Origin of the sequence: Lentzea albida, assembly GCF_900111005.1 — a bacterium.
GTDB lineage: Bacteria > Actinomycetota > Actinomycetes > Mycobacteriales > Pseudonocardiaceae > Lentzea > Lentzea albida.
Map to the genome: position 1 here is coordinate 1 of NZ_FOFV01000034.1, position 21,989 is coordinate 21,989.

Consider the following 21,989-nt stretch of genomic DNA (forward strand, 5'->3'; position numbering starts at 1 on the left):
TGAGGAGAGATTTCAGTGAGCACCGTCAGCGACAACGCATGAACGCAACTCCCGAAGATGCTTCAGTGATCGCGCAGCGACTGCACCTCGCCGCCGGCTTCCACTCGTCCGAACGCGACTGGGTCGTGGATCGCCTGGCCGCGCTCGGTTCCCGTCTGCGGTCCTACCGCGACGACGAGATCGAACTGGAGATCAGCCTCAAAGACCGCAAGGGCGTCGAGCAGCGCGTCATGCTGCAGTGCTGGATCAACCACGGCCATCGGCTGCACCTCGTCGCCACCTCGTCCCAGCGAGAGCTTCCCGCGGCGCTCAACGAGGTCCGCGACGAACTGATCCGTCAGGTCGGCGAGACCAAGACCCGCACCGAGCCGCGCAGCAACCGCGCGCTGCGGTCCGTCCCGACGCCGCCCGAACTCGGCTAGCGGCAGGCATCGGTCGGACCGGCGACGCCCCGGCATCAGGGCGCGTGATCAGGATGTGCCATTCGAGTGCCTGTGAGGCGAGAAGGCACCTTCCGCGCCATGACAGCGTTGGTGGACGAACTCGATGTGATCCGCTGCCCAATGCCTTCGGCGCGCTGAAGGCGAACCGCCGAAACCGCGAGTTGGGGGCTGTGTTCGCGGTTTGGGCCGTGACGAACGCCGTCGTGCGGCGCCTCGGCGTTGGGCGATACCGCTCAGTTCAGTGCGAGGAGCAAGCCGGTGCCCAGGGCTACCGAGCACAGCCCGAACACCAAAGGGCTCAGGCGTTGCCAGGCAGCGATGCGGCGGGCTGTGCTGGCGGACCAGCATGGTGCACCGGAGACGCGGCAAGCGAAGGTGAAGATGGCGAGACCACACGCGAGAACGCTCGCACAGGCGATCAGCGCGACGCCGGTCATCGAACGCCACCGGACGGTTCGGTCCGCGGCCGCCGTTCAGAGTCACAGATCATTGGACTCGCCCATCGTGCGGTCTTGCTGGATGCCCGGAAAAGCTGCTGTCCCGCGTGCATGTGCTCCGCCCGCGGCAGTTCGAGATGCCGCGAGTCAGGCAGTGCCGGATTTCATCGACTGTCACGGTCTCGCGGCAGCCGATCGTCAGTTGCGTCCGCGTGCGGGGGTCTGCCCGTACACGCCGTGGCGCAGCGGTGTGTTGTCGTCAGGCGAGTGTGCGGGGGAGGTGGAGGGCTCGGTCGGTGTTTGCTCGGCGCCGGGGGCGCTGCGCTGGTCGACGCCCGTCGGTTCAGCGCCGTCGGCGAGTTCGTCGAGTCTGGCCTCGATCAGTTGCAGCACAGGTACGCGGTTGCCGTGCTCCCGTTCGTGGTCGAGAACCGCACGCAGGTCTTCGGCGTCGAGGGAGCGAATCCGGTGCCTGAGGTCGCCCAGGGCCAGTTGGTCGTAGTCGGCTATAGCTGGTTCGTGGCTGGACTACCCGTCGCGGCAGGGCGCAAACGAGCACGATGCGCTTCATCCGCTCATGCGCCGGCATGACGTCTCGAGCTCGGCGAGCAGCTTCGTCGAACCGGACCATCACGTGGTCTTCGAAGACCGGGTTGAAGGCGCCGCCGCCGGGTATGCGGCACGGACGAGGGCGATCTGGAGGTGCTGCCGCAGAGGCGAGCGGTGCGCTTCTGGCGCATCGTGGACGATCAGGAGGCTGATGGTGACCGCCATGCCCGCGGTGGCCGCGTCGAGCAACTGGCGTGACGACGACGGCGCCCGTATGCCGTCGGGAGATGTCCACGCGTGGTGGCCGCAGCAGAACCAGACGTTGTGCGGTGTGCCGCTGCACCGAGCACGGCTCGACCGGTTCCCGCACGTGCTTTGGGCCGACGCGCTGTGGATTCACGACACCGCTGGAGCGGACTCGCCGGAGATGGCGATGTGCCCGCGCTGTGCGGCGGCAGCAGCCCCCAAGAGGAACAGGCGTCCGGATCGCAGGGGGACGAGATCGCGCCCCTAAAGGACGACCGCTGCCTCCCAGGCGAAGCGCGGGAACGCCCTCGTCGCCACCTCACCGGGACCCGAAGTCCGCGCCGGGACACGTGCACCGCCCACGGGTCGCCACGCCGGGAGTGGCGGCTCCTTCGAAACCTTTCTCCGGCAAGACCACCCGATTCGGCGACTGTGCCGTCCGCCCACGCGTGTCGGATCGTCCGGCACCGACCTCGTCGGCAGGCTGTCACACCGAACACGACGACCGAGAAGCGTGGAAGGACCGACGACTCGATGATCCGAATCGTGCCTGCCAAGGACCAGCAAGTGCGGGTGACCTGGGCCCTGCCCCGGCATGAACCGTCGGGCCCCGTCAGCGTTGTCGGTGACTTCAACGACTGGACGCCGGGAGCGACCGAGCTCCGGACGCGCTCCAACGGCAACCGCACCGCGGCGGTCGTCGTGCCGCAGGGGACCACGCTGCGCTTCCGCTACCTCGGCTCGAACGGTCATTGGTTCGACGACGAGGATGCGGCCGTGCGTGACGAGCAAGGCTGTCTGATCATCGTCTGACGCGACCGCCGGACCGCGGCGAGACCTGCTCCGTCACAGGGCTGGGAGGTCAGCCGTCGTCCTCGGAACGCTGGCGCAGCAGCTCTTCTTCCGCGCTTGCACCATCGGTTTCCTGCTCCAGCCCACGCAGCATCATGTCCGCCTTGGCGTCGGGTAGGTGCGGTGCCGGCAGCGGCACGGCCGGATCCATGAGGGCTTCGACGACCCCGGCCGGTCGGCTGAGCTGAGATCAGGCTCAGCTGTGGGCAGGCGCTGCGTGAGTGCTATCCGGGCGGCACAGGGTTCAGTCAGGCGGTGTTGTCGACTTGCAGAGGCAGTGGGAGAAGTCGGGGACATCCGGGAGTTCGCGACGCCATTCACTCGCATCTGCTGATCGCTTCGTCACGCGACATCCAGGGCACCTCGTTCCGTCCCGGCCGCACCAGCCCGGTCTCGTAGCCCAGCACGACGGCCTGCGCGCGGTCACGCAGACCCTGCTTCATCAGGATGCGGCTGACGTGGGACTTCACCGTCTGCTCGGCGATCACCAGGTCGGCGGCGATCTCGTGGTTGGAGAGCCCACCGGCCACCAGCGTCAGGATCTCGCGTTCCCGCGCGGTCAGGCCGGAGAGCCGATCGCCCTCCTCCGCGCGCATCCGGCGCGCGCTGACGAAGTGTTCGATCATGCGCCGGGTGACGCTGGGAGCGAGCAGCGCCTCGCCCGCGGCCACGACCCGGACGGCGGCGGCGAGTTCCTCGGGCAGGGCGTCCTTGAGCAGGAACCCGCTCGCTCCCGCGCTCAGCGCCTCGTAGACGTGGTCGTCGATGTCGAAGGTCGTCAGCATCAGCACCTTCGGGACGTGCCCGTCGGGAAACGCGGGGCTCAGCAGGCGCTTGGCGGCGGTGAGGCCGTCCATGCGCGGCATTCGCACATCCATGAGCACGACATCGGGCCGTCGCGCGCCGACCACCTCTATCGCGGCGTACCCGTCGGCGGCCTCGCCGACCACGACGAGGTCCGGCTGGGCGGTCAGGAACGCGACCAGGCCCGCCCGGACAACCGGTTGATCGTCGACGATCACCACTCGGACGGCCACGTCACCACCGTCCCGTCGTGAGCGGGATCGTGCCGCGCACCAGGAAACCGCCCTCGTCGGTGGGCTCGGCGCGCACCCGGCCACCGAGCAGCGCCGCCCGCTCCCGCATGCCCACCAAGCCGTGCCCGGTCGCCAGGGGATCACCGGGCCGCCCCGCGAGGCCGGGCCCGTTGACCACCTCGACCGACAACTCCTCCCGCACGACGTCGAGGCGAACGTCGATCGGCGCGCCGTGGGCGTGCCGCACCGCGTTGGCCAGGGCCTCCTGAACGATCCGGTACGCGGTCAGGCCGATCGGGACGCTGATCGCCTCGTCCGTCAGGTCGCCGTCGACGTGCAGCCGCGCGTCGACGCCCGCCCTCGTCACCGCCGCCACGAGGTCGGCGACGTCCTCCAGCCTGGGTTGCGGGGCCACGTCCGTTCCGGCGTGCTGGTCGCGCAGCACCGTGAGCACCTGCCGCATCTCAGCGAGCGCCGTGCGGGTCGCGTCGGCGATGCTGTCGAACTCCCGGCGGGTGGGGTCGTCGAGTTGCGGCAGCCGGTAGGCGGCGGATCGCGCCTGCACCTGGATCACGGACATGCTGTGGGCGACGACGTCGTGCAGCTCACGCGCGATCCGGGAGCGCTCCTGCGCCAGGACACGGCTCGCCTGTTCCAGTTCCGCCCGGTGCCGCGCGTGGGTCAGTTCAGCCCGGATCGCCGACCGCTGGCCGGCGAGCACGGAGACCACCAGCACCAGCACCGAGTTGGACGCGAAGACCGTCAGGTTCGCGCCCCAGTCCTCCACGGGTACCGGGAGGGTGAGGACGAGCGCGACCGACACCGTGGCGGACAGCAGCCAGGCCGCCAGGCCGCGTCCCCATCCTCCGTGCGACCCGGCCACGGCGATCACGCCGAGTTGCGTGAGCAGACCGGGCACGGACCACGGCCACGCCGCGCCACTCGCCCCGTACGCCAGTACGGAGAGGGCGCACGCCGCGGCCGAGGAGACCCCGATCGCGATTCCCGGCCACCGGATCATCAGCGGGATGCAGGCGCAGTGCGCCAGCGCCAGCACGAAGGCCGGGACGACCGCGATCCCGTGCCCGCTCACGTACACGGGCACACTGATGGCGAACAGCGCCAACGCCACCGAGCGCACCACTGAGGTCAGCAGCACTCCGGGTTTGTTCGTGGTGACGTCGGACTGATCGGACATCGGGCTCCTCGCCTTGGACACCGGGCGCGACTATCCGACCGGGATCGCCTTGGTACCACGACCGGCTCGCAGCACCACAGCGGCGGTCGCCGCGCCGAGGCAGATCACCGCGGCCACGCCGGCCCCGGCGGTGAGCCCGTCCGGCGACACGATCGACTGGCCGCGCAGCGCCTGCCACAGCAGCAGGCCGAGCAGGGCCGCGTACCCGGCCGAGGTGATCAGGACGAGCTGGAACTCCACCTCCGGCCGCCGAAGCGCGGGCAGCCGCCGCCCGGCGAGCCGCAGCGCGGCCAGCACCAGCGGGAGAACCTGGAGCGCGTGCATCCCGATGAAGTGCGGGATGCGCAGGTCGCCGCCTTCGGTGCTCCAGCCGAGCAGGGGGAGCGCCGCACCGCCGTCGGCCACACCGACCGAGTGAGCGCCCCGGAGATCGGAGGGGCCGGCCACCTGCTCGGGTGTGGGCGAGGTCATGAGCGCACCCACCGCCATGCCGGCCAGGGCGATCAGCATCCCGGCGCGCATCGACCACACCTGCGCGCGGTTCTCGGTCGCGCTGAGCATCAGCGCCACGCAGACGATCGCGCTCATGATCCACACCACGACCCCGATCAGGCCGGCGACCTGGTAGAGGACGCTCTCCAGCGGGGTGGCCACTCCGAAGTGACTCATGCGGCCGCGCGCCGCCGACCAGGTGATCCAGGCGAGTTCGACGAGAAAGGAGACCACGAACACGGTGGCAGCCGCGTCGGCGACCCGCCGGAAGCGGGTGACCCGGCTCAGCACCCAGGACACGGACACGGAGTAGAGCAACGTGGACAGCGCGAACTTCAGCGGCTTGGTCCACACCGGTTGCCCCATCAACAGGCGGTCGTCGACGAGCAGGGCCACGAGGCTGAACACCGCGAGCCCGGCCATGGTGGCGGTCAGGACCGCGAGAGGGCGGTGCGCACGTGGCGCGAACGGTGAAAAGGACATGACGAGCAGTTTTCTGCGGGGAAGCAGAGAAATCGTCACACCGGAGAGCCGAACTGACCCGTACCCCGGTACGGGGTGCGACCACCCGCACCGCACCGACCACGCGTGGCCTCGCAGTCGTCCGGCTCCGTGTCGGTCGCACCGCCGATGATCGTGCCGATGCTTGCGCGCCCGCTGCCTCGCGGGTGATCTGCTCGAACTGGGCGCTCACGGCCTCGGTCCGGACGGCGTCGACTCCGGTCCAGTGGCTTTCCTCCGCCGGGACGGTACGGATGTCTGCACGGGCGGTTGACCAGCTGGCAGCAGCACGACGGCCGGTGGACGCCGCCCTGGTCGTGCTCGCGGTCGGCACGGCGCTGCGGTCGGTCCTCGGCGACGCCGGGCTGTGGATCGGCACCGCCGTCGCGGGCTCGGCCATCGCGGCCGGCAACGTGCTGGTGCCGACGATCGTCAAGCGCGACCACCGCGACCACGTGTCCATGGCGACCGGCGTCTACTCGGCCTGCATCACCGTGGGCGCCTCGATCGCCTCCGCCGTCGCGGTTCCGCTGTCGCACGCCGTGGGCTGGCGCGGTGCGCTGGCGTTCTGGGCGATCCCCGCGCTCGTCGTCACCCGTGCTGTGGCTGCCGCGCGCCTGGACCGGCAGACCGGCCGTCGAGTCCACATCGGACGAGAACCGGCCGTCCGCGAGCGTGTGGCGCCAGCCGGCGGCGTGGCTCGTGACGGCGTTCATGGGACTGCAGTCGACGACGTTCTACGTGATGGTCACCTGGCTTCCCACCGTGGAGATGTCATCGGGCGTGCCGGCCGCGCAGGCCGGTGTCCACCTCTTCGTCTACCAGATCGTCGGTGTCGCGATGGTCGTCGGCGCGGCCGGGCTGCTGCTCCTGCCGTCGTGGAGCATCGTGTGGGCGGTGGTCGCGGGGCTCGGCACCGGCGCGTCGCTGGTCGTGGCGCTCACGCTGATCAGCCTGCGCGGCCGGGGCCGGCAGGGGACCACGCAGCTGTCCGGCATGGCCCAGTCGCTCGGGTACCTGCTCGCCGCGCTGGGGCCGGTCCTCGCGGGCCTGCTCGCCGAGCACACCGGCTCGTGGACGGCGTCCCTGCTCCTGGTCGGCGTGCTCGCGGTCGTGCAGGTCGTCGTGGCGGCGGCCGCCGGTCGCGTCAGCCCCCGCCCGGAGGCGGTTCGCGGTAAGTTCCCAGCCGGGCGGTGATCGGCTCGGCACGTTGGAGGCACTGCGTCCGTGACTACCACTGGTGAGGGTCTCTGGTCGACGGTCACGGACCTGCCGATCGAGCGGAGCACCGTGCTGTCCGCGCTGCGCGGCCACGTCCAGTCGGCGTTGCGGGTCCTGAGCGAGGACCACCGCTACGACGTGCTGCTGGTGGTGACCGAGCTCGTGTCGAACGTCCTCGACCACACGACGGGCGACGGCCGGTTGCGCGTGCTCCTGAGCCGCGTCGGGTGCCAGGTCGCGGTGGAGGTCGACGACTGCTCGGCACAGCAGCCCGTGTACGGGGAGTCGCGGCTCGGCGGCCACCGGGGCAGGGGCATGGTGATGATCGACAACATCACCCACGCCTGGGGCGCGCGGCCTCGTGCCGGAGGTGGCAAGACGGTGTACGCGCTGGTCTGGTGCGCTGAGTAGCGGTTGTGGCTTTCGTTGCGGGGCAATAACGTGGGCGCGTGCTCCGGATCGGTCAGCGGCTCGCGTCTGCGCTTCGCACGGTTCGCACACGGGAGGGCGGGCAATGGGCCAGCAGTCCGACGGCGCGGTCAGCGCGCTGACCGCGCACACCGTCGACCGCGACGGGATCGCGGTCGTGGTCGTCGCCGGTGAGATCGACATGGTGACCGAGGACTCGCCCCTGGACCAGGCGCTCGACGCCGTCCGGCGCAGGCCCGCGGGTCTCGTCATCGACCTGGGCGCGGTGAGCTTCTTCGGTTCCTCGGGCATCAACATGGTGCTGAACGTGTGGCGGCACGCGGTGTCCGAGAGCGTCCCGCTCGCCGTCGTCGCGGGCCGGACGGTGTCGCGCCCGCTGGACATGTCCGGCGCCGCCGCCGTGCTGTCGCTGCACCCGAACCTGGCCGAGGCGCTCGCCGCGGTCCGGACCGTGCCGCCGCAACGGCGGCGCTGACGCGGTCAGAACCCCTTGGCGGGGTTGAGGATGCCGAGCGGGTCCACTGAGGACTTGATGCGGGCGTGGACCTCGTACCCGGCCCGCCGCCCTGGCGGTCATTCCCCGGTCTCGACCGGACGGTCCGGGTCCGACCGGCTGGTCCTCTGTGGACCCCGCGCACCAGGAAGCGCTCGAACGGCTCGCGGACGTCGAGGGGCCGCCGTGCTCAGCTACCGGGGCTGATCCCCGCCACCGCCACCGCGAACAGCCGCTCCGCCGCCTTCTGCGGCTCGCTGTGGTGCTCGGTGACCATCGCGATGCCGACGATCAGGCCGACCAGCTCGGCCACCGTGACGTCCGGCGTGACGGCGCCCTCCTCGACCGCCTTGCGCAGCAACGGTTCCGCGGCCTCCTCGATCGCCGACGCGCACGAGTTCGGGCCCGTCGGGTCGCCGTCGTAGGCCAGGGCGGTGGCGAGCCCCTTCGCGCCCACGCAGTACGTCACGAGATCGGCGAGCCAGGTGAGCAGCGCTTCCCCGCCGTCCGGCGCCCCGGTGAGCTCGCGCGCCCTCTCGCACAGCACCTCGATCCGTTGCCACAGCACGGCTTGCAGCAACTCCTGGCGGGTGGGGAAGTGGCGGCGCACGGTCGCCGAGCCGACACCGGCGACGCGGGCGATCTGCTCCAGCGACGCGTTCGCGCCGTGCGCGGCGACCTCCTGCTCGGCCACGGCGAGGATGCGCGCGTGGTTGCGCCGGGCGTCGGAGCGCTGGCGATCGGTCATGGCAACCTCGTGGTTGATAAATGGCGGGGCCCGCCATATCGTAGCGGACACAGAAACGGCGGCCCCCGCCGTTTTGCTGTCCGTCGTGGAGGAGAGTCATGTCCGTGCTCGTCACCGGAGCCACCGGCAAGCAGGGAGGCGCGGCAGTCCGCGCCCTGACGGCGGCAGGAGTGCCCGTGCGCGCGCTGGTCCGCGACCCGGAGTCGGACCGCGCCAGGGCGCTGGGCGTCGAGCTCGTCACCGGCGACCTGCACGACCGCGAGTCGCTGGTGCGCGCCACGAAGGGCGCGACCGCGGTCTTCTCGGTCCAGATCCCCGAGTTCACCGAGGACGGCATCGACTTCCCCGGCGAACTCGCCCAGGCCACCAACCTCATCGAGGCCGCCTCGGAGCAGGGGGTGCGGCAGTTCGTGCAGACCACGGTCGACGGCGCCGGCCCGCACGTCGTGGACGAGCTCTACCCGGTGCGCGCCGAGTCGCTGAACACCAAGGCCGCGATCCAGGACCGGGTCCGTGAGGCCGGTTTCGAGCGGTGGACGCTGCTCAAGCCCGGCTTCTTCATGGAGAACTTCCTGCCGGACTTCGCCTACCTGTTCCCGCGCGGCGTGGAGGGCGGCATCGTGAGCATGGTCAAGCCGGACACCCGGCTGTCCCTGGTGGCCACGCGCGACATCGGCGCGGCGGTGGCGGCCGCGGTCGCCGACCCGGACCGGTGGCACCGCGTCGAACTCGAGCTCACCAGCGAGCACCTGTCGATGAGGGAGATCGCGGAGGTGCTCTCCGACGCACTGGGCGTCGAGCTGACCGCGCCGGACATGACGTTGGAGCAGGCCCGTGCCGCCGGGATGCCGGAGATGGGCGCCGGGCACGACCGGATGAACGAGAGCGGCATGGTGGGACGTCCCGAGTACGCGAGGGAACTGGGCTTGGAGCTCACGAGCTTCGCCGACTGGGCGCGCGAGCACCTGGGCTGATCAGCGCTCCCAGGGCGGAACCCAGTCCGGGTCGGCACCCAGCGCCTCCAGGCGCGCGGCGCACTCGTGCTGACCGCCCTGGCGCGCGCCCCAGAGCGCGAGGTCCAGGTCGTCGCGGGTCGCTGTCGCGAGGAGTGGGTCCAGCCGGTCGGACAGGCCGAGCGTCGCGGCGTCCACCAGCGTGACCGCCGCGCCCCGCTCGACCAGCCGGTGAGCGGCCCGCAACTGCGCGAACGCCCGTGCGTCGGCCAGGGGAGTGCCACCTCCGATCACCGCGCCGTCGGCGTTGATGTCCGCACCGGCGTCCAGGAGCGCGTCGAGCACTTCGACGTCATCGGCGCTGGCGGCCCAATGGAGCGGCGTCTCGCGGTGCGAACCCTCAAACCGTGCGTTGACGTCGGCGCCTGCGGCCACCAGCACCTCCACGGTCCGCACGCCGTTCGGGCACCGGGCGGGCCAGTCCGTCAGCACGTGCAACAGGGTCCGCCCGTTCCCGCCGTCGTCGACGATCCGCGCGGTCGCCAGGCCGGGTTCGTCGGCGAGCAGGCGCCGCAACGCGGCCAGGTCCCCGTTCCGGACGGCCGCCACCGCGGCCACCGCCAGCGGTTCGTCGTGCCTCATGCCCCGGTCCAGCGCACGACGTCCGCGAAGGTCACGTTCCCACCGCACACCACGATCCCCAGCCGCGCACCGGGCCCGACCCGCTCGAGCACGGAACCCGCCGCCGCCACGAGACACCCGGCGGCGGGCTCCGCCCACACCTTCTGCGTCTCGGCCAGCGCCACCGACCCCCGCACCGCGTCGGCGTCGGACACGACCAGGACGTCCTCGACCAGCGAGAGGACGTGGTCGTAGGTCAGCTGCGAGGCGTGCGGTGCCGAGAGGGTCGAGACGATCGAGGTAGGCGTGATGTCGACCGGCCCACCCGCGTCGAGCGCCTGGCGCATCGCGTCGGCACCCTCGACCTCGACACCCCACACGCGCACGCCCGGCACGAGCGCGCGGAACGCCGCCGCCACACCCGAGATGAACCCACCACCGCCGACGCTCACCAGCACGTCGGTCACGTCCGGGGCGTCGGTCGCGAACTCCAGGCCCACCGTGCCCTGCCCCGCGACGACGACCGGGTCGTCGTAGGGGTGCACGAGGGTGGCGCCCGCGTCGACCAGGTCGTTCATCAGTGCGAACGCCGCCGCGAGGCTGTCGGTGAGCCGCACGTCCGCACCGGCCGCACGGGCCAGCTCGACCGACCGCGCCGGTGCCGACGAGGGCATCACGACGGTGGCGGCCACCCCGAGGGCGTTCGCGGCGTCGGCCAGCGCGATGCCGTGGTTGCCGCCGCTGACCCCGACCACCCCGGCCGCTCGTGCCTCGGCCGGCAGCGACAGGATCTTCGCGAACGCGCCGCGGATCTTGAAGGAACCGCTGCGCTGCAGCAGTTCGAGCTTCACCGTCGTCGGGACGCCGAGCAGGGCGGACAGGCCGGGGGAGGGGAGTGTCGGGGTGCGCAGCACCCGGCCCTCGATCGCCTCGGCCGCGGCGTGGACGTCGTGGATGGTCAGCAGGTCGGCCATGGCGCCACTCTAGGGTTCGGCGGCCTTGGCCTCGGCGCCAGCTCTGACTGGCCGCAACCGGCCCCGCGCAGCGACCCTAGGACCGGCCCACCCCGAACCGCGTGATCTCCAGCCGAGCCACGTCCCGCACGTACCGGCTGGCCCGCCCGTCGCGCGGCGTGACCAGGGTCGGCCTGGTCAGCAGCCTGCCGTTGTACCGGGTGGCGAGCAGCGCCGAGCAAGCGCCGAACTCCGGGTCGACCTCCGCCCACGACAGCAGCACGCGGTAGCCGTCAGTGGACGAGGCGACGACCACGAAGCTGAGCTCGTCCATCTTGCTGCCCTCGGACGTGCGCAACCCGACTCTGCCGAGGACGTCGTGCAGCGGCACGCCCTGCACCTGGTGCACCTCGCGGACGCGGGTCGTCCGGTACTGGACGTTGACCGGGTCGCGGGCGTGCGCGTCGAGGTGGGACGTGCGGAAGACCCACTCGTGATTGATGTCTCCGGTGACCAGGACCTGGTCCTCGGACAGCGGAGTGCGCTGCGTCGGAATGCCGGCGAACGAGGACATCACGCACCTCAGGGTACTGGCGCATCTGCGGAAGAAAAGGGGCACTTTTGCTCCGTATCGGCGGCATCTAGGATCGATGCATGCCGAATCTGCGGATCAGGTCCACAATCGTGACCGGCGTGCTCGGGGTCGCGCTGGTGCTCGCCGGGTGCGGGCAGCAGGCCGCGAGCACGTCGTCCGGGTCGCAGGCGGTGACCGGGGACGTCACGGTGTTCGCGGCGGCCTCGCTGACGGAGACGTTCACGCGGCTCGGCGAGGACTTCGAGGCCGCGAACCCCGGTACGAAGGTCAAGTTCAACTTCGGTGGCAGCTCTGCGCTCGCCCAGCAGCTCAACCAGGGCGCGCCCGCCGACGTGTTCGCGAGCGCCGCACCTGCCAACATGAAGCAGGTGACCGACACCGGGACGATCACCGACGCGCCGAGGACGTTCGCGAAGAACTCCCTGCAGATCGCCGTGCCCAAGGGCAACCCCGGCCGGATCGCGGGGCTCGCGGACTTCGCGAACGCGGACAGGAAGATCGCGCTGTGCGCCGAGCAGGTGCCGTGCGGGGCGGCGTCCAGGAAGGTGTTCGAGGCCGCGAAGATCACGGCCGCGCCGGACACGCTGGAGCAGGACGTCAAGGCCGTGCTGACGAAGGTCTCGCTCGGCGAGGTCGACGGCGCGCTGGTGTACAAGACCGACGTGAAGGCCGCGGGGGACAAGGTCGAGGGCATCACGTTCGCCGAGTCGTCCCAGGCGGTCAACGACTACCCGATCGCCTCGCTCGCGAAGGCGCCGAACGCGGCCGTGGCCAAGGCGTTCGTCGACTTCGTGTTGTCCGACAAGGGCCGTTCCGTGCTGAGCGCGGCGGGCTTCGACACCCCGTGACGCGCAACCGGGTGCGAGGGCGGCTCCCCGCCGTTCTCGTCCTGCCCGCCTTGGCCGGGCTGGCGTTCCTGCTGGTCCCGCTCGCCGGGCTGGTGATCAAGACGCCGTGGACGTCGTTGCCCACGCTACTCGGCGCCGAGGTCGGTGAGGCGCTGCGGTTGTCGCTGATCTGCGCCTCGCTCGCCACGGTGCTGTGCCTGTTCCTCGGCATCCCGCTGGCCTGGCTGCTGGCGCGTTCCGGCCTGCCGGGACGCGGGTTCCTGCGAGCCCTCGTCACCGTGCCGCTCGTGCTGCCGCCGGTCGTCGGCGGTGTCGCCCTGCTGCTGATCCTCGGCCGGCGCGGCCTGATCGGGCAGCACCTCGACGCGTGGTTCGGCATCTCGCTGCCGTTCACCACCGCCGGGGTCGTCGTCGCGGAGGCCTTCGTGGCGATGCCGTTCCTGGTGATCTCGGTCGAGGGCGCGCTGCGGGCGGCCGACCCGCGCTACGAGGAGGCCGCGGCCACGCTGGGCGCCTCGAAGTGGCTCACGTTCCGGCGCGTGACGTTGCCGTCGGTGTTGCCGGGAGTCGTGGCGGGCGCGGTGCTGTGCTGGGCGCGGGCGCTGGGGGAGTTCGGCGCCACGATCACGTTCGCCGGCAACTTCCCCGGTGAGACCACGACCATGCCGCTCGCGGTATACCTCGCCCTGGAGACGGATCCGGACGCCGCGATCGTGCTGAGCATCGTGCTGCTGCTGGTGTCCGTCGGAGTGCTGGCCGGTCTGCGCGACCGGTGGATCAGCGGGCCGACGTGACCCTGAACGCGGAACTGCGCGTCACGCGCGGCACCTTCTCCCTCGACCTGGACGTGACGATCGCGCCGGGCGAGGTCGTCGCCCTGCTCGGCCCCAACGGCGCGGGCAAGTCCACCGCGTTGCGCACCCTCGCGGGCTTGCTGCCGCTGACGTCCGGGCACATCACCGTCGGCGAGTCCACCTGGGACGGCCCGGATGCGTTCCTGCCCGCCGAGAAACGGCCGATCGGCGTGGTGTTCCAGGACTACCTGCTCTTCGCGCACATGTCCGCCCTGGAGAACGTGGCCTTCGGGCTCCGGTCCCGCGGCACGCGCAAGGCCGAGGCGCGGGCCGCGGCGGCGCGCTGGCTCGACCGCGTCGGGCTCGACGGCTACGAGCAGGCCAAGCCCCGTGCCCTGTCAGGAGGTCAGGCCCAGCGGGTCGCCCTCGCGCGGGCCTTGGTCACCGGCCCGAGCCTGCTGCTGCTCGACGAACCGCTGGCCGCGCTCGACGCGAGCACCCGCCTGCAGGTCCGTTCCGAACTGAGCCGTCACCTCGCCGACTTCGGCGGCCACACGCTGCTGGTCACGCACGACCCGTTGGACGCCATGGTGCTCGCCGACCGCCTCGTCATCCTGGAGGGCGGCCGTGCCGTGCAGTCGGGCCCGCCCGCCGAGGTCGCCCGGCAGCCGCGCACCGACTACGTCGCCAACCTCGTCGGCCTGAACTTCTTCCGCGGCAAGGCCTCCGGCACGCGGGTGGACCTGGACGGCGGTGGCGGCCTCACGATCGCGGAGCCCGCTGAGGGCCCGGTGCACGTCGTGTTCCCGCCCAACGCCGTGAGCCTTCATGCGGAGAAGCCGGAAGGCAGCCCGCGCAACGTCTGGCCGGTCACGGTCGCCGCGATCGAGCAGCACGCGCACACGACCCGCGTCCGCCTGGACGGGCCACCGGATGTGCTCGCGGACATCACCACGGCCACCCTCGCCGAGTTGCGCCTGAGGCCCGGCGACGAGCTGTGGGCGGCGGTGAAGGCGACCGAGGTCCACGTCTACCCGGCCTGACGCCGTTCCACATCGCGGGAGCCCTTGCCGCTGCTCACCTCCTGCTCGGACCATTGCCGCCACCACGGAGTGGACGGAGGGGCGGAATGAGCGCGGAGGACGGTGTCGGCCGTGAGCGCAGGCTCGCGCTGAACGAGGACTGGGCGGCGACGACAGCCGGATTGGTGCTGCTCGCCCTGGTGCTGGCGAAGATCCTGCCCGGCTGGCTGGTGCCCTGATGGCGGAAGTCGAGACGCGGCAACGTTCCCAGGTGTGGTGGGCGGTCGGCGGAGTCGTGGTCGTCGTGGTGCTGGGCGCGCTGACCCGGTACCTGGAGCAGAACGTGCCGGTGTTCACCAAGGGCACCTGGCTCGGGGACATCGCGAAGAGCATCGAGTACCCGGTCTACGCGATCGCGCTGGGGTTGCTGGGCAACGCCGTGCTGACCGGGCTCGGGTTCCGCGACAGGCTCGCCGCGGGCTTCCGCACCGAGTTCTTCATCAAGACCGGGTTGGTGCTGCTCGGCGCGTCGATCAACTTCGCGGTGATCGTCAAGGCCGCCGGGCCGGCCATCGCCCAGGCGTTCCTGCTCATCACGCTGGTGTTCGGCTTCACGTGGTGGCTCGGCGGCAAGCTCGGCATCGACGCGAAGCTGCGGGCGCTGCTGGCGTCCGCGGTGTCGATCTGCGGCGTGAGCGCGGCCATCGCGGCGGCCGGTGCGGTGCAGGCCCGCCGCGAACAGCTCGCGTACACCGCGAGCCTGGTGATCATCTTCGCGCTGCCCTCGATCTTCCTGCTGCCGCTGGCCGTGGACGCGCTCGGCCTGTCCGCACCGGTGGCGGGCGCGTGGATCGGCGGCAACATCGACACCACCGCCGCCGTGAGCGCGGCCGGCGCGCTGGTCGGCGAGGAGGCGCTGCAGATCGCGACGATCGTGAAGACGACCCAGAACGCGCTGCTCGGGATCGTCGCCGTCGCGTTGACGGCGTACTTCGCGTTCAAGGTCGAGCGCACGGGCGAGGCGAAGGTCAGCGGCAAGGCGTTGTGGGAGCGGTTCCCCAAGTTCGTGCTCGGCTTCCTGCTGGCGTCGGTCGTGGCGACGATCTTCCTGGAGTCCGGTGGCGACAAGACCGTGATCACGACCGTGAACGACCTGCGCACGCTGTTCCTGATCCTGGCGTTCGTCTCGATCGGCCTGGAGTTCCGGGTCGCGCCGCTGCGCGAGGCCGGGTGGAAGCCGATCGGGGTGTTCGCCAGCGCCGCGGTCTTCAACTTGCTGGTCGGTCTGGGGCTCGCGAGCATTCTCTTCGCGAACTTCAACGGCTGATCCGGCGCCCCTCACCGCGCGCCGGGCGGGAGAGGGCACCGGATGACGGACACAGCACCACACGGATGGGTGCCGGTCGAGCACAGACTCCTGGGCCTCGACCGGCGCACGTTCGCGCCGGCCCTGAGCGTGCTGGCCGTCGCGCTCCTGCTCCTCTGCGGACTGCCCGCGCTCAACGCGCTCATCCCGTGGCACAACGAGATCCGCGCCGGTGACGTGCTGGACCTCGGCGACGGCGCCACGGCCGTGCCGCCGGTGGGCTGGCAGCTCGAGTCCGGTGCCCTGACCGGAGGCTCGGTCTCCCCGGCGAGCGTCCAGGTCGAGCTGACGACGGGCGGCGCGGCCATCTCGCTGCGCGGCACCGCGTTCACCGGATCGGCCGACGCGTTCCTCGACCAGGTGCTGCGCTCCGAGGGCGGCGCGCCGGGGATCGACGGCTCGCGCGGCACCGTCACGACCGCGAGCGGCCTGGTCGGCGTCGCGCTGGCCAGCACGTCGCCGCAGGGCGACGGCCTGGACGTCGCGTTCAAGATGACCAGGACACCCGCGGAGGCGAACACGGCACCGGCGTTGCTGGTCAGGGTCCGCACGGCCCCGAGCCAGTTCGAACGGCAGCAGGACACCGTGGGGACCTTCCTGCGCAGCATCACGCCGGGAGCGGCCCGATGACCACGACCACCGAGGCGAAGACGGCGCAGCTCGCCGCCATCGAGGAGTCGGGCTGGGGGCGGTCCTTCCAGTTCGTCCAGCCGCGCAACCTGGCGTTCTGGGTCTACCTGCTCGGCGTGGGCGGTGGCGCGCTCGGGATCGTGCGCTACTTCGGCCCGGGCGCGCACTTCTACAGTCCGGCCCTGACCGGCGGTGTGCTGCTGTTCGGCCTCTACCTGGTCCCGTGGCTGCTCCTGCTGCGCCACCAGAACCGCTACACCGCCCAGCCCGCGTCGCTGCTGGCCGCCGCGTTCTTCTGGGGTGGCCTCGCGGCGACGTTCTGGATCGCGCTGCCCGCCAACACCGCGCTGCTGGAGATCTGGACCAAGCTCGGCGGCACGGCCTTCGCCGCGGACTGGGCGGCCGGTCTGACGGCGCCGATCAACGAGGAGTTCGCCAAGGCGCTCGGCCTCGTCCTGCTGATCGGGCTCGCGCCACGGCTCGTGCGCGGCGCCTACGACGGGTTCATCATCGGCGCGTTCATCGGCCTGGGCTTCCAGGTCTTCGAGGACGTGCTCTACGTCTACAACGGCGCCGCGCAGACCTTCGGCACGGGCCAGATCGTCACGTCGCTGCAGATCTTCCTCGTCCGCGGCGTGGCCGGCATCGTGTCGCACGCGCTGTTCAGCGCCATCTTCTGCGCCGGCCTGATGTGGGTCCTCGGTCGCACACCGGGGGAGCGCAACGTGCCGCGCGGCATCCTGACCATGCTGGCCGCGATGGTGTTCCACTTCGCCTGGGACGACATGGCGGGTCTGAGCGGCGGCATCGGCGCGCTGGCGGTCGTGCTCCTGTTCGTGATCGCGCTGGTCGAGCTCGTCACCCTCTTCTACGTCCTGCGGCACGCCGCGCGGCAGGAACGCGTCTGGATCCGGCAGCTGCTGCAGCCCGAGGCGGACGCCGGTGTGATCGATCCCGCACTGCTGGACGCCGTGAGCGGGCTGCGCGGGGACCGCAAGGCGTTCCGCCGACTCGTGCACAGTCGTCGCAGGTCACGGCATCTGCTCGACGCGGCGGCGGATCTTGCCCGCGAACTGGCCCGTGCGCAAGGGCTGGAGACGAACGAGGTCGCCCACGCCCGCGCCGAACTGCTCCGGCTGCGCGGGGTCGTTCGCTAGGGCGTCGCGAAGGCTTACGGTGGAAGCGTGACGACCACGGCGGAAGTTGCGAGTCAGGCGGACGAACGGATCCGGCGGCTGGAGTCCCAGCTGGTCCGCGAGTACGACGACGTGCCACCGAGTCTCGTGCACGAGTGGATCGAACGGGCCAGGGCCCGCTTCGGCGGCGCGAGGGTGCAGGAGTACGTGCCGCTGTTCGTGGCCCGCGAGGTGCGGGCGTCGGCGCGGGCCTTCCCGGTCACCGAGACGACGGGCTCGACCCTGTCGAGCTGGGCCCGCAACACCGCACGCCGCCTGCTCGCCGCGGAGCTGCCACGCCGTTGGGCGCACACGGCAGGAGTGGCCCGCCGGGCCGAACACGTGGCCCGAGTCCTGCCCGAGGACGAACGCGAGCTGCTCGTCGCGGCGGCGTGGGTGCACGACATCGGTTACGCGGCGGAGTTGAAGGACACCGGCCTGCACTCCCTCGACGGCGCGCGGTACCTGCGCCGGGCGGGTGTCTCGGACCGCATCTGCGGCCTGGTCGCGCACCACTCGGGCGCGTCGGCCGTCGCCGGGCTCGTCGGACTGGCCGACGGCCTCCGCGAGTTCGCCGACCAGCGCGGCCGGCTGCGCGACGCCCTCTGGTACTGCGACATGAGCACCGGTCCTGACGGCCAGCCCACGACCGTGCAGGGCAGGCTGGCCGAGATCCGGCAGCGCCGAGGCCCGGAAGACCCGGTCGTGCGCGCGCTCGCGATCAACGGCGCCGAACGCCTGGCCGCCGTCCGGCGCACCCACAGGCTCCTCCGCCGCACGTGACGGACGCGGTACAGCGGTTACTTGAAAGTTGAACTATCTTGGTGGCATGAAGAAGATCGGTTTTCTGTCGTTCGGGCACTGGACGGACAGCCCGCACTCGCAGACGAGGTCGGCGGCCGACACGTTGCTGCAGTCGATCGACCTCGCCGTGGCCGCGGAGGAGCTGGGTGCCGACGGCGCCTACTTCCGCGTGCACCACTTCGCGCGGCAGCTCGCGTCGCCGTTCCCGCTGCTCGCCGCGATCGGCGCGAAGACCGACCGCATCGAGATCGGCACGGGCGTGATCGACATGCGCTACGAGAACCCGATGTACATGGTCGAGGACGCCGGCGCCGCGGACCTCATCGCGGGCGGCAGGCTCCAGCTCGGCATCTCCAGGGGATCACCCGAGCAGGTCGTCGACGGCTGGCGGCACTTCGGCTACCAGCCCGCCGAGGGCCAGACCGACGCCGACATGGCCCGCATGCACACGGAGCTGTTCCTCAAGGTCCTGGAGGGCAAGGGCTTCGCCGAGCCCGCACCCCGCCCGATGTTCCCGAACCCGCCGGGCCTGCTGCGGATCGAACCGCACGCACCGGGCCTGCGCGACCGCATCTGGTGGGGCGCCGCCTCCAACGGCACCGCCGCGTGGGCGGCCCAGCACGGCATGAACCTGATGAGCTCGACCCTGAAGTTCGACGAGGGCGGCGCGCCGTTCCACGTGCAGCAGGCCGACCAGATCAGGGCGTTCCGCAAGGCCTGGACCGAGGCCGGCTGGGAGCACGAGCCGCGCGTGTCGGTCTCGCGCAGCATCTTCGCCCTCACCACCGACCTCGACCGCGCGTACTTTGGCGGTGACGGCAAGAGCACCGACCAGATCGGCTTCATCGACGGCCCGAAGCAGGCCATCTTCGGCCGCTCGTACGCGGCCGAGCCGGACGTGCTGGTCGAGCAGCTGGCGGAGGACGAGGCGATCGCGGAGGCGGACACGGTGCTGCTGACCGTGCCGAACCAGCTCGGCGTGGACTTCAACGTGCACGTGCTGGAGAACATCCTCACGCACGTGGCGCCGGGCCTGGGCTGGCGCTGACCTCCTCGTGACGTGCCTGGCTCGCTGATGCGACGCCAGGCACGCCCCCAGTGTTCTCTATTGCTTCAGTGTTGACTGAAAGAAGTCGCCGGCGGCGGTCCTTCACGAAGATCGCCAACTGCTTGCCCCCGCCATGAGCGCGACGGTCGACCTCGAACAGCGTGGTCGCCTTCACGAGATCACTCAGCTTGGCGAACCCGTACGTGCGGGAGTCGAAGTCGGGCCGCTGCTTGGTGATGATGCTGCCGACCGCGGACAGCAACGCCCACCCGTCCTCGTCGGACGCGGCCTCGACGGCGTTGCGCAGCAGGTTGACCAAGGCGGCGTCGCCCTTGAGCTGGGCGGCGGAGACCGAGGGCTTCCTCTCCAGCGGCGCCTGCTCCGGCGCGGAGTCCTCGGGGTGGGCGAGGTTCTCGACGTAGATGAACTTGTCGCAGGCCGCGACGAACGGCTTGGGCGTCTTGCGCTCGCCGAAGCCGTAGACGGTGAGGCCGGACTCGCGCAGGCGGGCGGCGAGGCGGGTGAAGTCCGAGTCGCTCGAGACGATGCAGAAGCCGTCGAAGCGGTCCGAGTAGAGCAGGTCCATCGCGTCGATGACCATCGCGGCGTCGGTCGCGTTCTTGCCCGTCGTGTACGCGAACTGCTGGATGGGCTGGATCGACTGGGCCAGCAGGTGGTCCTTCCAGCCCTTGAGATTCGTGCCGGTCCAGTCGCCGTAGGCGCGTTTGACGTGGGCGGTGCCGTACTTCGCGATCTCGGCCAGCAGCGCCTCGGTGATCGAGGGCTGGGCGTTGTCCGCGTCGATGAGCACGGCTAGCTTCACGGCGTTGTCATTGGCAGTGGCCACGGCCGGATCGTACGGGGCGGGTGCGTGGCGGACCGTCCGACACGATCGTCCAAAGCGGCGCGAACGTCGTGGCGGAGCACTACGGTGGTGTCGGAAAAGGCGCACGTGAGAGAGGCGGAACCGGGCGTGACGTCCTGGGTCGATGTGATCAACTATGTCCGGCTGCGCTACGAGGTGCTGGAGGAGACGGACGCCTGGCTGCGCTTCCGCCTCGACACGGACGGCGAACGCACCCAGCAGGTCTCCGTGCACCACATCGCGGACGGGGACGGCACGGCGTGGGTGGAGATCTCCTCCCCGGTCGGCCGTGCCGCCGAGGTCGACCTCCTGCGGTTCCTCGAGCTGGCAGGCGAGTCCCAGGTGGGCGGTGCGGCTGTGGTGGACGGGGTCGCGCTGCTCAAGCACGTGGCACCGCTGGAGGACCTGAGCGTGCGCGAGGAGTTCGAACGGCCGTTGCAGCTGCTGGTCGGCCGCGCGGACGTCGTCGAGCACGAGCTGACGAGCGCCGACGACTTCTAGAGGCGGCGGGCCGGGTGGCCCGCCGTCGTCGCACATGGCCGCGTTGCGGCTGGCGTTCGCGCGTGGGCCGACGGCTCGTGCCTGGTACCGCGCGCACAACGGAGTGTGGTCGCCGCCTACCTGGAACACCGGCACGTGTGGGACCCGCCGCGGTCCGTTCGGCTGCCGTTGATCCACCGCGGCTTCCCGCCGGCCTAAGGGGTTCCGAGCTTCGTCGGTGGCGTGAGCACGCGCTCGCCGCCGACGACCGTCACCGCGACCGGCCGCTGCGGTCCGAGCACCGGGGTCGCCTGGGTCCAGCACCGCAGCAGGTGCCGGCAGAGCCTGGCCTCGACCTCGACGGCGGCGGCCGCGGCGTGCAGGAGGTCCTGCGTCCTGGCCGGGTGCGCGGACAGGTGGTCGCGGCACAGCGCCAGTGCGCGGGTCCACCGCTGCTCGGCGGCTTCCCCGACCTCCTCCGGCGCTGGGTGCGGGAGGCCCAGCCGGTGCAGGCCGGCGGCGAGTTTCCGCTCGGACAGCAGGGAGAGCGCGGCCGATGCCGCCCGGTGGCCGGCGGCGGTGGCCGTGTCCGCGTTGCTCATCACGCGCATCGTGTTGTGCGCGGCCAACGCGACGGTGGGCACGCGTTCGACGGCGGTCAGCGACCTCGCGGTGAGGAGTTCGCCGATCTGCGCGGCGGTCGCCTTGGTCTCGATGAACGAGTGGAGCGCGGTGTGGCCCGTCCTCACCAGGCTGATGAGGTGGTCGCCGATCCGTGCGGGTGAGGCCGTGTCGCCGCCCGCCGCGCGGACCGCCGGCGTGGTCATCTCGCGCAGTGCCGCCCTCCAGTGCCTGCTGAGTTCCGCCCGCCAGCGTTGCACCTCGGCGTGCTGGTCGGGTTCCGGTGCGAAGCCGTCCTCGAGCGAGATCCACAGCGCCAGCTGGAAGTCGGCGCTCTCCGGGTCGTCGACGGCCGGTGGTGGCGGGTTCTGGCCGACGTCGAGCAGAGCGGCGATGACGCCGGCGCTCAGCGGTCCGCGGGCGGTGGGCAACAGCATGAGCGCCTCCGACGGGTGATCCACAATCCCGTGATCATTTACCCGCCCCCGCAAGGTCCAAACCCGTGGGAACAGATTGCTTCGGAACGGTTTCGCGCGCTGTGCCGATTGAGACGCGAACTGGCGGGTAA

At 71.2% G+C, this 21,989-nt stretch carries 28 protein-coding genes; 16 read left to right on the forward strand and 12 right to left on the reverse strand.

The window, feature by feature from the left end; all coding sequences use genetic code 11:
* Window positions 1–65 precede the first annotated feature (65 nt).
* The gene (locus BMY74_RS43065; RefSeq protein ID WP_245744155.1) at window positions 66–422 is read left to right on the forward strand and encodes an HPF/RaiA family ribosome-associated protein; all 357 of its coding nucleotides are present in this window, start codon (window positions 66–68) and stop codon (window positions 420–422) included.
* Between the two features lie 254 nt (window positions 423–676).
* Here BMY74_RS43065 and BMY74_RS44665 read toward each other — a convergent pair whose 3' ends face one another.
* Both BMY74_RS44665 and BMY74_RS47135 read right to left on the reverse strand, forming a co-directional pair.
* Window positions 677–880 (reverse strand): hypothetical protein, encoded by a 204-nt coding sequence (locus tag BMY74_RS44665; protein WP_143091971.1) that lies wholly within the window; start codon window positions 878–880, stop codon window positions 677–679.
* A 198-nt stretch (window positions 881–1,078) separates the two neighbouring features.
* Window positions 1,079–1,390 (reverse strand): DUF8129 domain-containing protein, encoded by a 312-nt coding sequence (locus BMY74_RS47135; protein WP_089928000.1) that lies wholly within the window; start codon window positions 1,388–1,390, stop codon window positions 1,079–1,081.
* 819 nt (window positions 1,391–2,209) lie between these two features.
* On the opposite strand from BMY74_RS47135, the gene BMY74_RS43080 reads away from it, so the two are divergent.
* The gene (locus tag BMY74_RS43080) at window positions 2,210–2,488 is read left to right on the forward strand and encodes an early set domain-containing protein (protein WP_089928003.1); all 279 of its coding nucleotides are present in this window, start codon (window positions 2,210–2,212) and stop codon (window positions 2,486–2,488) included.
* 49 nt (window positions 2,489–2,537) lie between these two features.
* Here the strand turns inward: BMY74_RS43080 and BMY74_RS45630 are convergent, their stop codons facing one another.
* From BMY74_RS45630 to BMY74_RS43095, 4 genes are all read right to left on the reverse strand, one after another.
* Window positions 2,538–2,678 carry a hypothetical protein gene (locus tag BMY74_RS45630; RefSeq protein ID WP_177230220.1) on the reverse strand — a complete coding sequence of 47 codons (141 nt, stop codon included), beginning with the start codon at window positions 2,676–2,678 and terminating at the stop codon, window positions 2,538–2,540.
* Between the two features lie 166 nt (window positions 2,679–2,844).
* On the reverse strand, window positions 2,845–3,564 hold the full coding sequence (locus tag BMY74_RS43085) for a response regulator (RefSeq protein ID WP_089928005.1): 720 nt from the start codon (window positions 3,562–3,564) through the stop codon (window positions 2,845–2,847).
* A 1-nt stretch (window position 3,565) separates the two neighbouring features.
* A complete protein-coding gene (locus BMY74_RS43090) occupies window positions 3,566–4,762 on the reverse strand; it encodes a sensor histidine kinase (RefSeq protein ID WP_089928008.1) in 1,197 nt (398 codons plus the stop codon).
* A gap of 30 nt (window positions 4,763–4,792) precedes the next feature.
* Window positions 4,793–5,737, reverse strand: a complete 945-nt coding sequence (locus BMY74_RS43095) for a hypothetical protein (RefSeq protein WP_218159960.1) — start codon at window positions 5,735–5,737, stop codon at window positions 4,793–4,795.
* 615 nt (window positions 5,738–6,352) lie between these two features.
* Between BMY74_RS43095 and BMY74_RS43100 the strand changes: the two genes are divergently transcribed.
* From BMY74_RS43100 to BMY74_RS43110, 3 genes are all read left to right on the forward strand, one after another.
* Complete coding sequence (locus BMY74_RS43100) at window positions 6,353–6,952, forward strand: MFS transporter (protein ID WP_089928010.1); 600 nt, start codon at window positions 6,353–6,355, stop codon at window positions 6,950–6,952.
* Between the two features lie 30 nt (window positions 6,953–6,982).
* Complete coding sequence (locus BMY74_RS43105; RefSeq protein ID WP_089928013.1) at window positions 6,983–7,387, forward strand: ATP-binding protein; 405 nt, start codon at window positions 6,983–6,985, stop codon at window positions 7,385–7,387.
* Between the two features lie 103 nt (window positions 7,388–7,490).
* Window positions 7,491–7,880: an STAS domain-containing protein gene (locus BMY74_RS43110; RefSeq protein ID WP_089928015.1), complete on the forward strand. Its 390-nt coding sequence runs from the start codon at window positions 7,491–7,493 to the stop codon at window positions 7,878–7,880.
* A gap of 208 nt (window positions 7,881–8,088) precedes the next feature.
* Here BMY74_RS43110 and BMY74_RS43115 read toward each other — a convergent pair whose 3' ends face one another.
* Complete coding sequence (locus BMY74_RS43115; RefSeq protein ID WP_089928018.1) at window positions 8,089–8,646, reverse strand: TetR/AcrR family transcriptional regulator; 558 nt, start codon at window positions 8,644–8,646, stop codon at window positions 8,089–8,091.
* Window positions 8,647–8,744: 98 nt separating this feature from the next.
* Here BMY74_RS43115 and BMY74_RS43120 point away from each other — a divergent pair, with 98 nt between their 5' ends.
* Window positions 8,745–9,620: an NmrA family NAD(P)-binding protein gene (locus BMY74_RS43120; RefSeq protein WP_089928021.1), complete on the forward strand. Its 876-nt coding sequence runs from the start codon at window positions 8,745–8,747 to the stop codon at window positions 9,618–9,620.
* Here the strand turns inward: BMY74_RS43120 and BMY74_RS43125 are convergent, their stop codons facing one another.
* From BMY74_RS43125 to BMY74_RS43135, 3 genes are all read right to left on the reverse strand, one after another.
* A complete protein-coding gene (locus BMY74_RS43125) occupies window positions 9,621–10,241 on the reverse strand; it encodes an ankyrin repeat domain-containing protein (protein WP_089928024.1) in 621 nt (206 codons plus the stop codon).
* Window positions 10,238–11,194 (reverse strand): threonine ammonia-lyase, encoded by a 957-nt coding sequence (locus tag BMY74_RS43130; RefSeq protein ID WP_245786723.1) that lies wholly within the window; start codon window positions 11,192–11,194, stop codon window positions 10,238–10,240. Before BMY74_RS43130 ends, BMY74_RS43125 begins: the two co-directional genes overlap by 4 nt.
* A gap of 76 nt (window positions 11,195–11,270) precedes the next feature.
* Window positions 11,271–11,747, reverse strand: a complete 477-nt coding sequence (locus tag BMY74_RS43135; RefSeq protein ID WP_089928027.1) for a hypothetical protein — start codon at window positions 11,745–11,747, stop codon at window positions 11,271–11,273.
* A gap of 80 nt (window positions 11,748–11,827) precedes the next feature.
* On the opposite strand from BMY74_RS43135, the gene modA reads away from it, so the two are divergent.
* From modA to BMY74_RS43175, 9 genes are all read left to right on the forward strand, one after another.
* A complete protein-coding gene (gene modA, locus BMY74_RS43140; protein ID WP_089928030.1) occupies window positions 11,828–12,616 on the forward strand; it encodes a molybdate ABC transporter substrate-binding protein in 789 nt (262 codons plus the stop codon).
* Complete coding sequence (gene modB / locus BMY74_RS43145; RefSeq protein WP_089928033.1) at window positions 12,613–13,410, forward strand: molybdate ABC transporter permease subunit; 798 nt, start codon at window positions 12,613–12,615, stop codon at window positions 13,408–13,410. The genes modA and modB overlap by 4 nt, the downstream gene beginning before the upstream one ends.
* A complete protein-coding gene (locus tag BMY74_RS43150) occupies window positions 13,407–14,453 on the forward strand; it encodes an ABC transporter ATP-binding protein (RefSeq protein WP_089928121.1) in 1,047 nt (348 codons plus the stop codon). Before modB ends, BMY74_RS43150 begins: the two co-directional genes overlap by 4 nt.
* An 86-nt stretch (window positions 14,454–14,539) precedes the next feature.
* Window positions 14,540–14,671 carry a hypothetical protein gene (locus BMY74_RS46790; RefSeq protein WP_281245059.1) on the forward strand — a complete coding sequence of 44 codons (132 nt, stop codon included), beginning with the start codon at window positions 14,540–14,542 and terminating at the stop codon, window positions 14,669–14,671.
* Window positions 14,671–15,759 carry a YeiH family protein gene (locus BMY74_RS43155; RefSeq protein WP_089928036.1) on the forward strand — a complete coding sequence of 363 codons (1,089 nt, stop codon included), beginning with the start codon at window positions 14,671–14,673 and terminating at the stop codon, window positions 15,757–15,759. Before BMY74_RS46790 ends, BMY74_RS43155 begins: the two co-directional genes overlap by 1 nt.
* A gap of 42 nt (window positions 15,760–15,801) precedes the next feature.
* Entirely contained in the window at window positions 15,802–16,428 is a 627-nt protein-coding gene (locus BMY74_RS43160; protein ID WP_089928039.1) for a hypothetical protein, read from the forward strand.
* A complete protein-coding gene (locus tag BMY74_RS43165; protein ID WP_089928042.1) occupies window positions 16,425–17,585 on the forward strand; it encodes a PrsW family intramembrane metalloprotease in 1,161 nt (386 codons plus the stop codon). The genes BMY74_RS43160 and BMY74_RS43165 overlap by 4 nt, the downstream gene beginning before the upstream one ends.
* A gap of 27 nt (window positions 17,586–17,612) precedes the next feature.
* Window positions 17,613–18,386 carry an HD domain-containing protein gene (locus BMY74_RS43170; RefSeq protein ID WP_177230221.1) on the forward strand — a complete coding sequence of 258 codons (774 nt, stop codon included), beginning with the start codon at window positions 17,613–17,615 and terminating at the stop codon, window positions 18,384–18,386.
* A gap of 46 nt (window positions 18,387–18,432) precedes the next feature.
* Window positions 18,433–19,455 (forward strand): LLM class flavin-dependent oxidoreductase, encoded by a 1,023-nt coding sequence (locus BMY74_RS43175; RefSeq protein WP_089928045.1) that lies wholly within the window; start codon window positions 18,433–18,435, stop codon window positions 19,453–19,455.
* On the opposite strand, the gene BMY74_RS43180 is transcribed toward BMY74_RS43175, so the two are convergent.
* Entirely contained in the window at window positions 19,421–20,302 is an 882-nt protein-coding gene (locus BMY74_RS43180) for an NYN domain-containing protein (protein ID WP_089928049.1), read from the reverse strand. The two genes, BMY74_RS43175 and BMY74_RS43180, sit on opposite strands and share 35 nt — an antisense overlap.
* Before the next feature lie 126 nt (window positions 20,303–20,428).
* Between BMY74_RS43180 and BMY74_RS43185 the strand changes: the two genes are divergently transcribed.
* Window positions 20,429–20,821 (forward strand): hypothetical protein, encoded by a 393-nt coding sequence (locus BMY74_RS43185; protein ID WP_089928127.1) that lies wholly within the window; start codon window positions 20,429–20,431, stop codon window positions 20,819–20,821.
* 194 nt (window positions 20,822–21,015) lie between these two features.
* On the opposite strand, the gene BMY74_RS43190 is transcribed toward BMY74_RS43185, so the two are convergent.
* Window positions 21,016–21,858 (reverse strand): hypothetical protein, encoded by an 843-nt coding sequence (locus BMY74_RS43190; protein WP_143091972.1) that lies wholly within the window; start codon window positions 21,856–21,858, stop codon window positions 21,016–21,018.
* Window positions 21,859–21,989: the final 131 nt, after the last annotated feature.

Coding starts and splice junctions, on each gene's coding strand:
- BMY74_RS43120 (WP_089928021.1), top strand. CDS start 8,745: ATGTCCGTGCTCGTCACCGGAGCCACCGGCAAGCAGGGAGGCGCGGCA.
- BMY74_RS44665 (WP_143091971.1), bottom strand. CDS start 880: ATGACCGGCGTCGCGCTGATCGCCTGTGCGAGCGTTCTCGCGTGTGGT.
- BMY74_RS46790 (WP_281245059.1), top strand. CDS start 14,540: ATGAGCGCGGAGGACGGTGTCGGCCGTGAGCGCAGGCTCGCGCTGAAC.
- BMY74_RS43175 (WP_089928045.1), top strand. CDS start 18,433: ATGAAGAAGATCGGTTTTCTGTCGTTCGGGCACTGGACGGACAGCCCG.
- BMY74_RS43165 (WP_089928042.1), top strand. CDS start 16,425: ATGACCACGACCACCGAGGCGAAGACGGCGCAGCTCGCCGCCATCGAG.
- BMY74_RS43095 (WP_218159960.1), bottom strand. CDS start 5,737: ATGTCCTTTTCACCGTTCGCGCCACGTGCGCACCGCCCTCTCGCGGTC.
- BMY74_RS43110 (WP_089928015.1), top strand. CDS start 7,491: ATGGGCCAGCAGTCCGACGGCGCGGTCAGCGCGCTGACCGCGCACACC.
- BMY74_RS43115 (WP_089928018.1), bottom strand. CDS start 8,646: ATGACCGATCGCCAGCGCTCCGACGCCCGGCGCAACCACGCGCGCATC.
- BMY74_RS43090 (WP_089928008.1), bottom strand. CDS start 4,762: ATGTCCGATCAGTCCGACGTCACCACGAACAAACCCGGAGTGCTGCTG.
- BMY74_RS43190 (WP_143091972.1), bottom strand. CDS start 21,858: ATGCTGTTGCCCACCGCCCGCGGACCGCTGAGCGCCGGCGTCATCGCC.
- BMY74_RS43135 (WP_089928027.1), bottom strand. CDS start 11,747: ATGTCCTCGTTCGCCGGCATTCCGACGCAGCGCACTCCGCTGTCCGAG.
- BMY74_RS43130 (WP_245786723.1), bottom strand. CDS start 11,194: ATGGCCGACCTGCTGACCATCCACGACGTCCACGCCGCGGCCGAGGCG.
- BMY74_RS43155 (WP_089928036.1), top strand. CDS start 14,671: ATGGCGGAAGTCGAGACGCGGCAACGTTCCCAGGTGTGGTGGGCGGTC.
- BMY74_RS43080 (WP_089928003.1), top strand. CDS start 2,210: ATGATCCGAATCGTGCCTGCCAAGGACCAGCAAGTGCGGGTGACCTGG.
- modA (WP_089928030.1), top strand. CDS start 11,828: ATGCCGAATCTGCGGATCAGGTCCACAATCGTGACCGGCGTGCTCGGG.
- BMY74_RS45630 (WP_177230220.1), bottom strand. CDS start 2,678: ATGGATCCGGCCGTGCCGCTGCCGGCACCGCACCTACCCGACGCCAAG.
- BMY74_RS43160 (WP_089928039.1), top strand. CDS start 15,802: ATGACGGACACAGCACCACACGGATGGGTGCCGGTCGAGCACAGACTC.
- BMY74_RS43125 (WP_089928024.1), bottom strand. CDS start 10,241: ATGAGGCACGACGAACCGCTGGCGGTGGCCGCGGTGGCGGCCGTCCGG.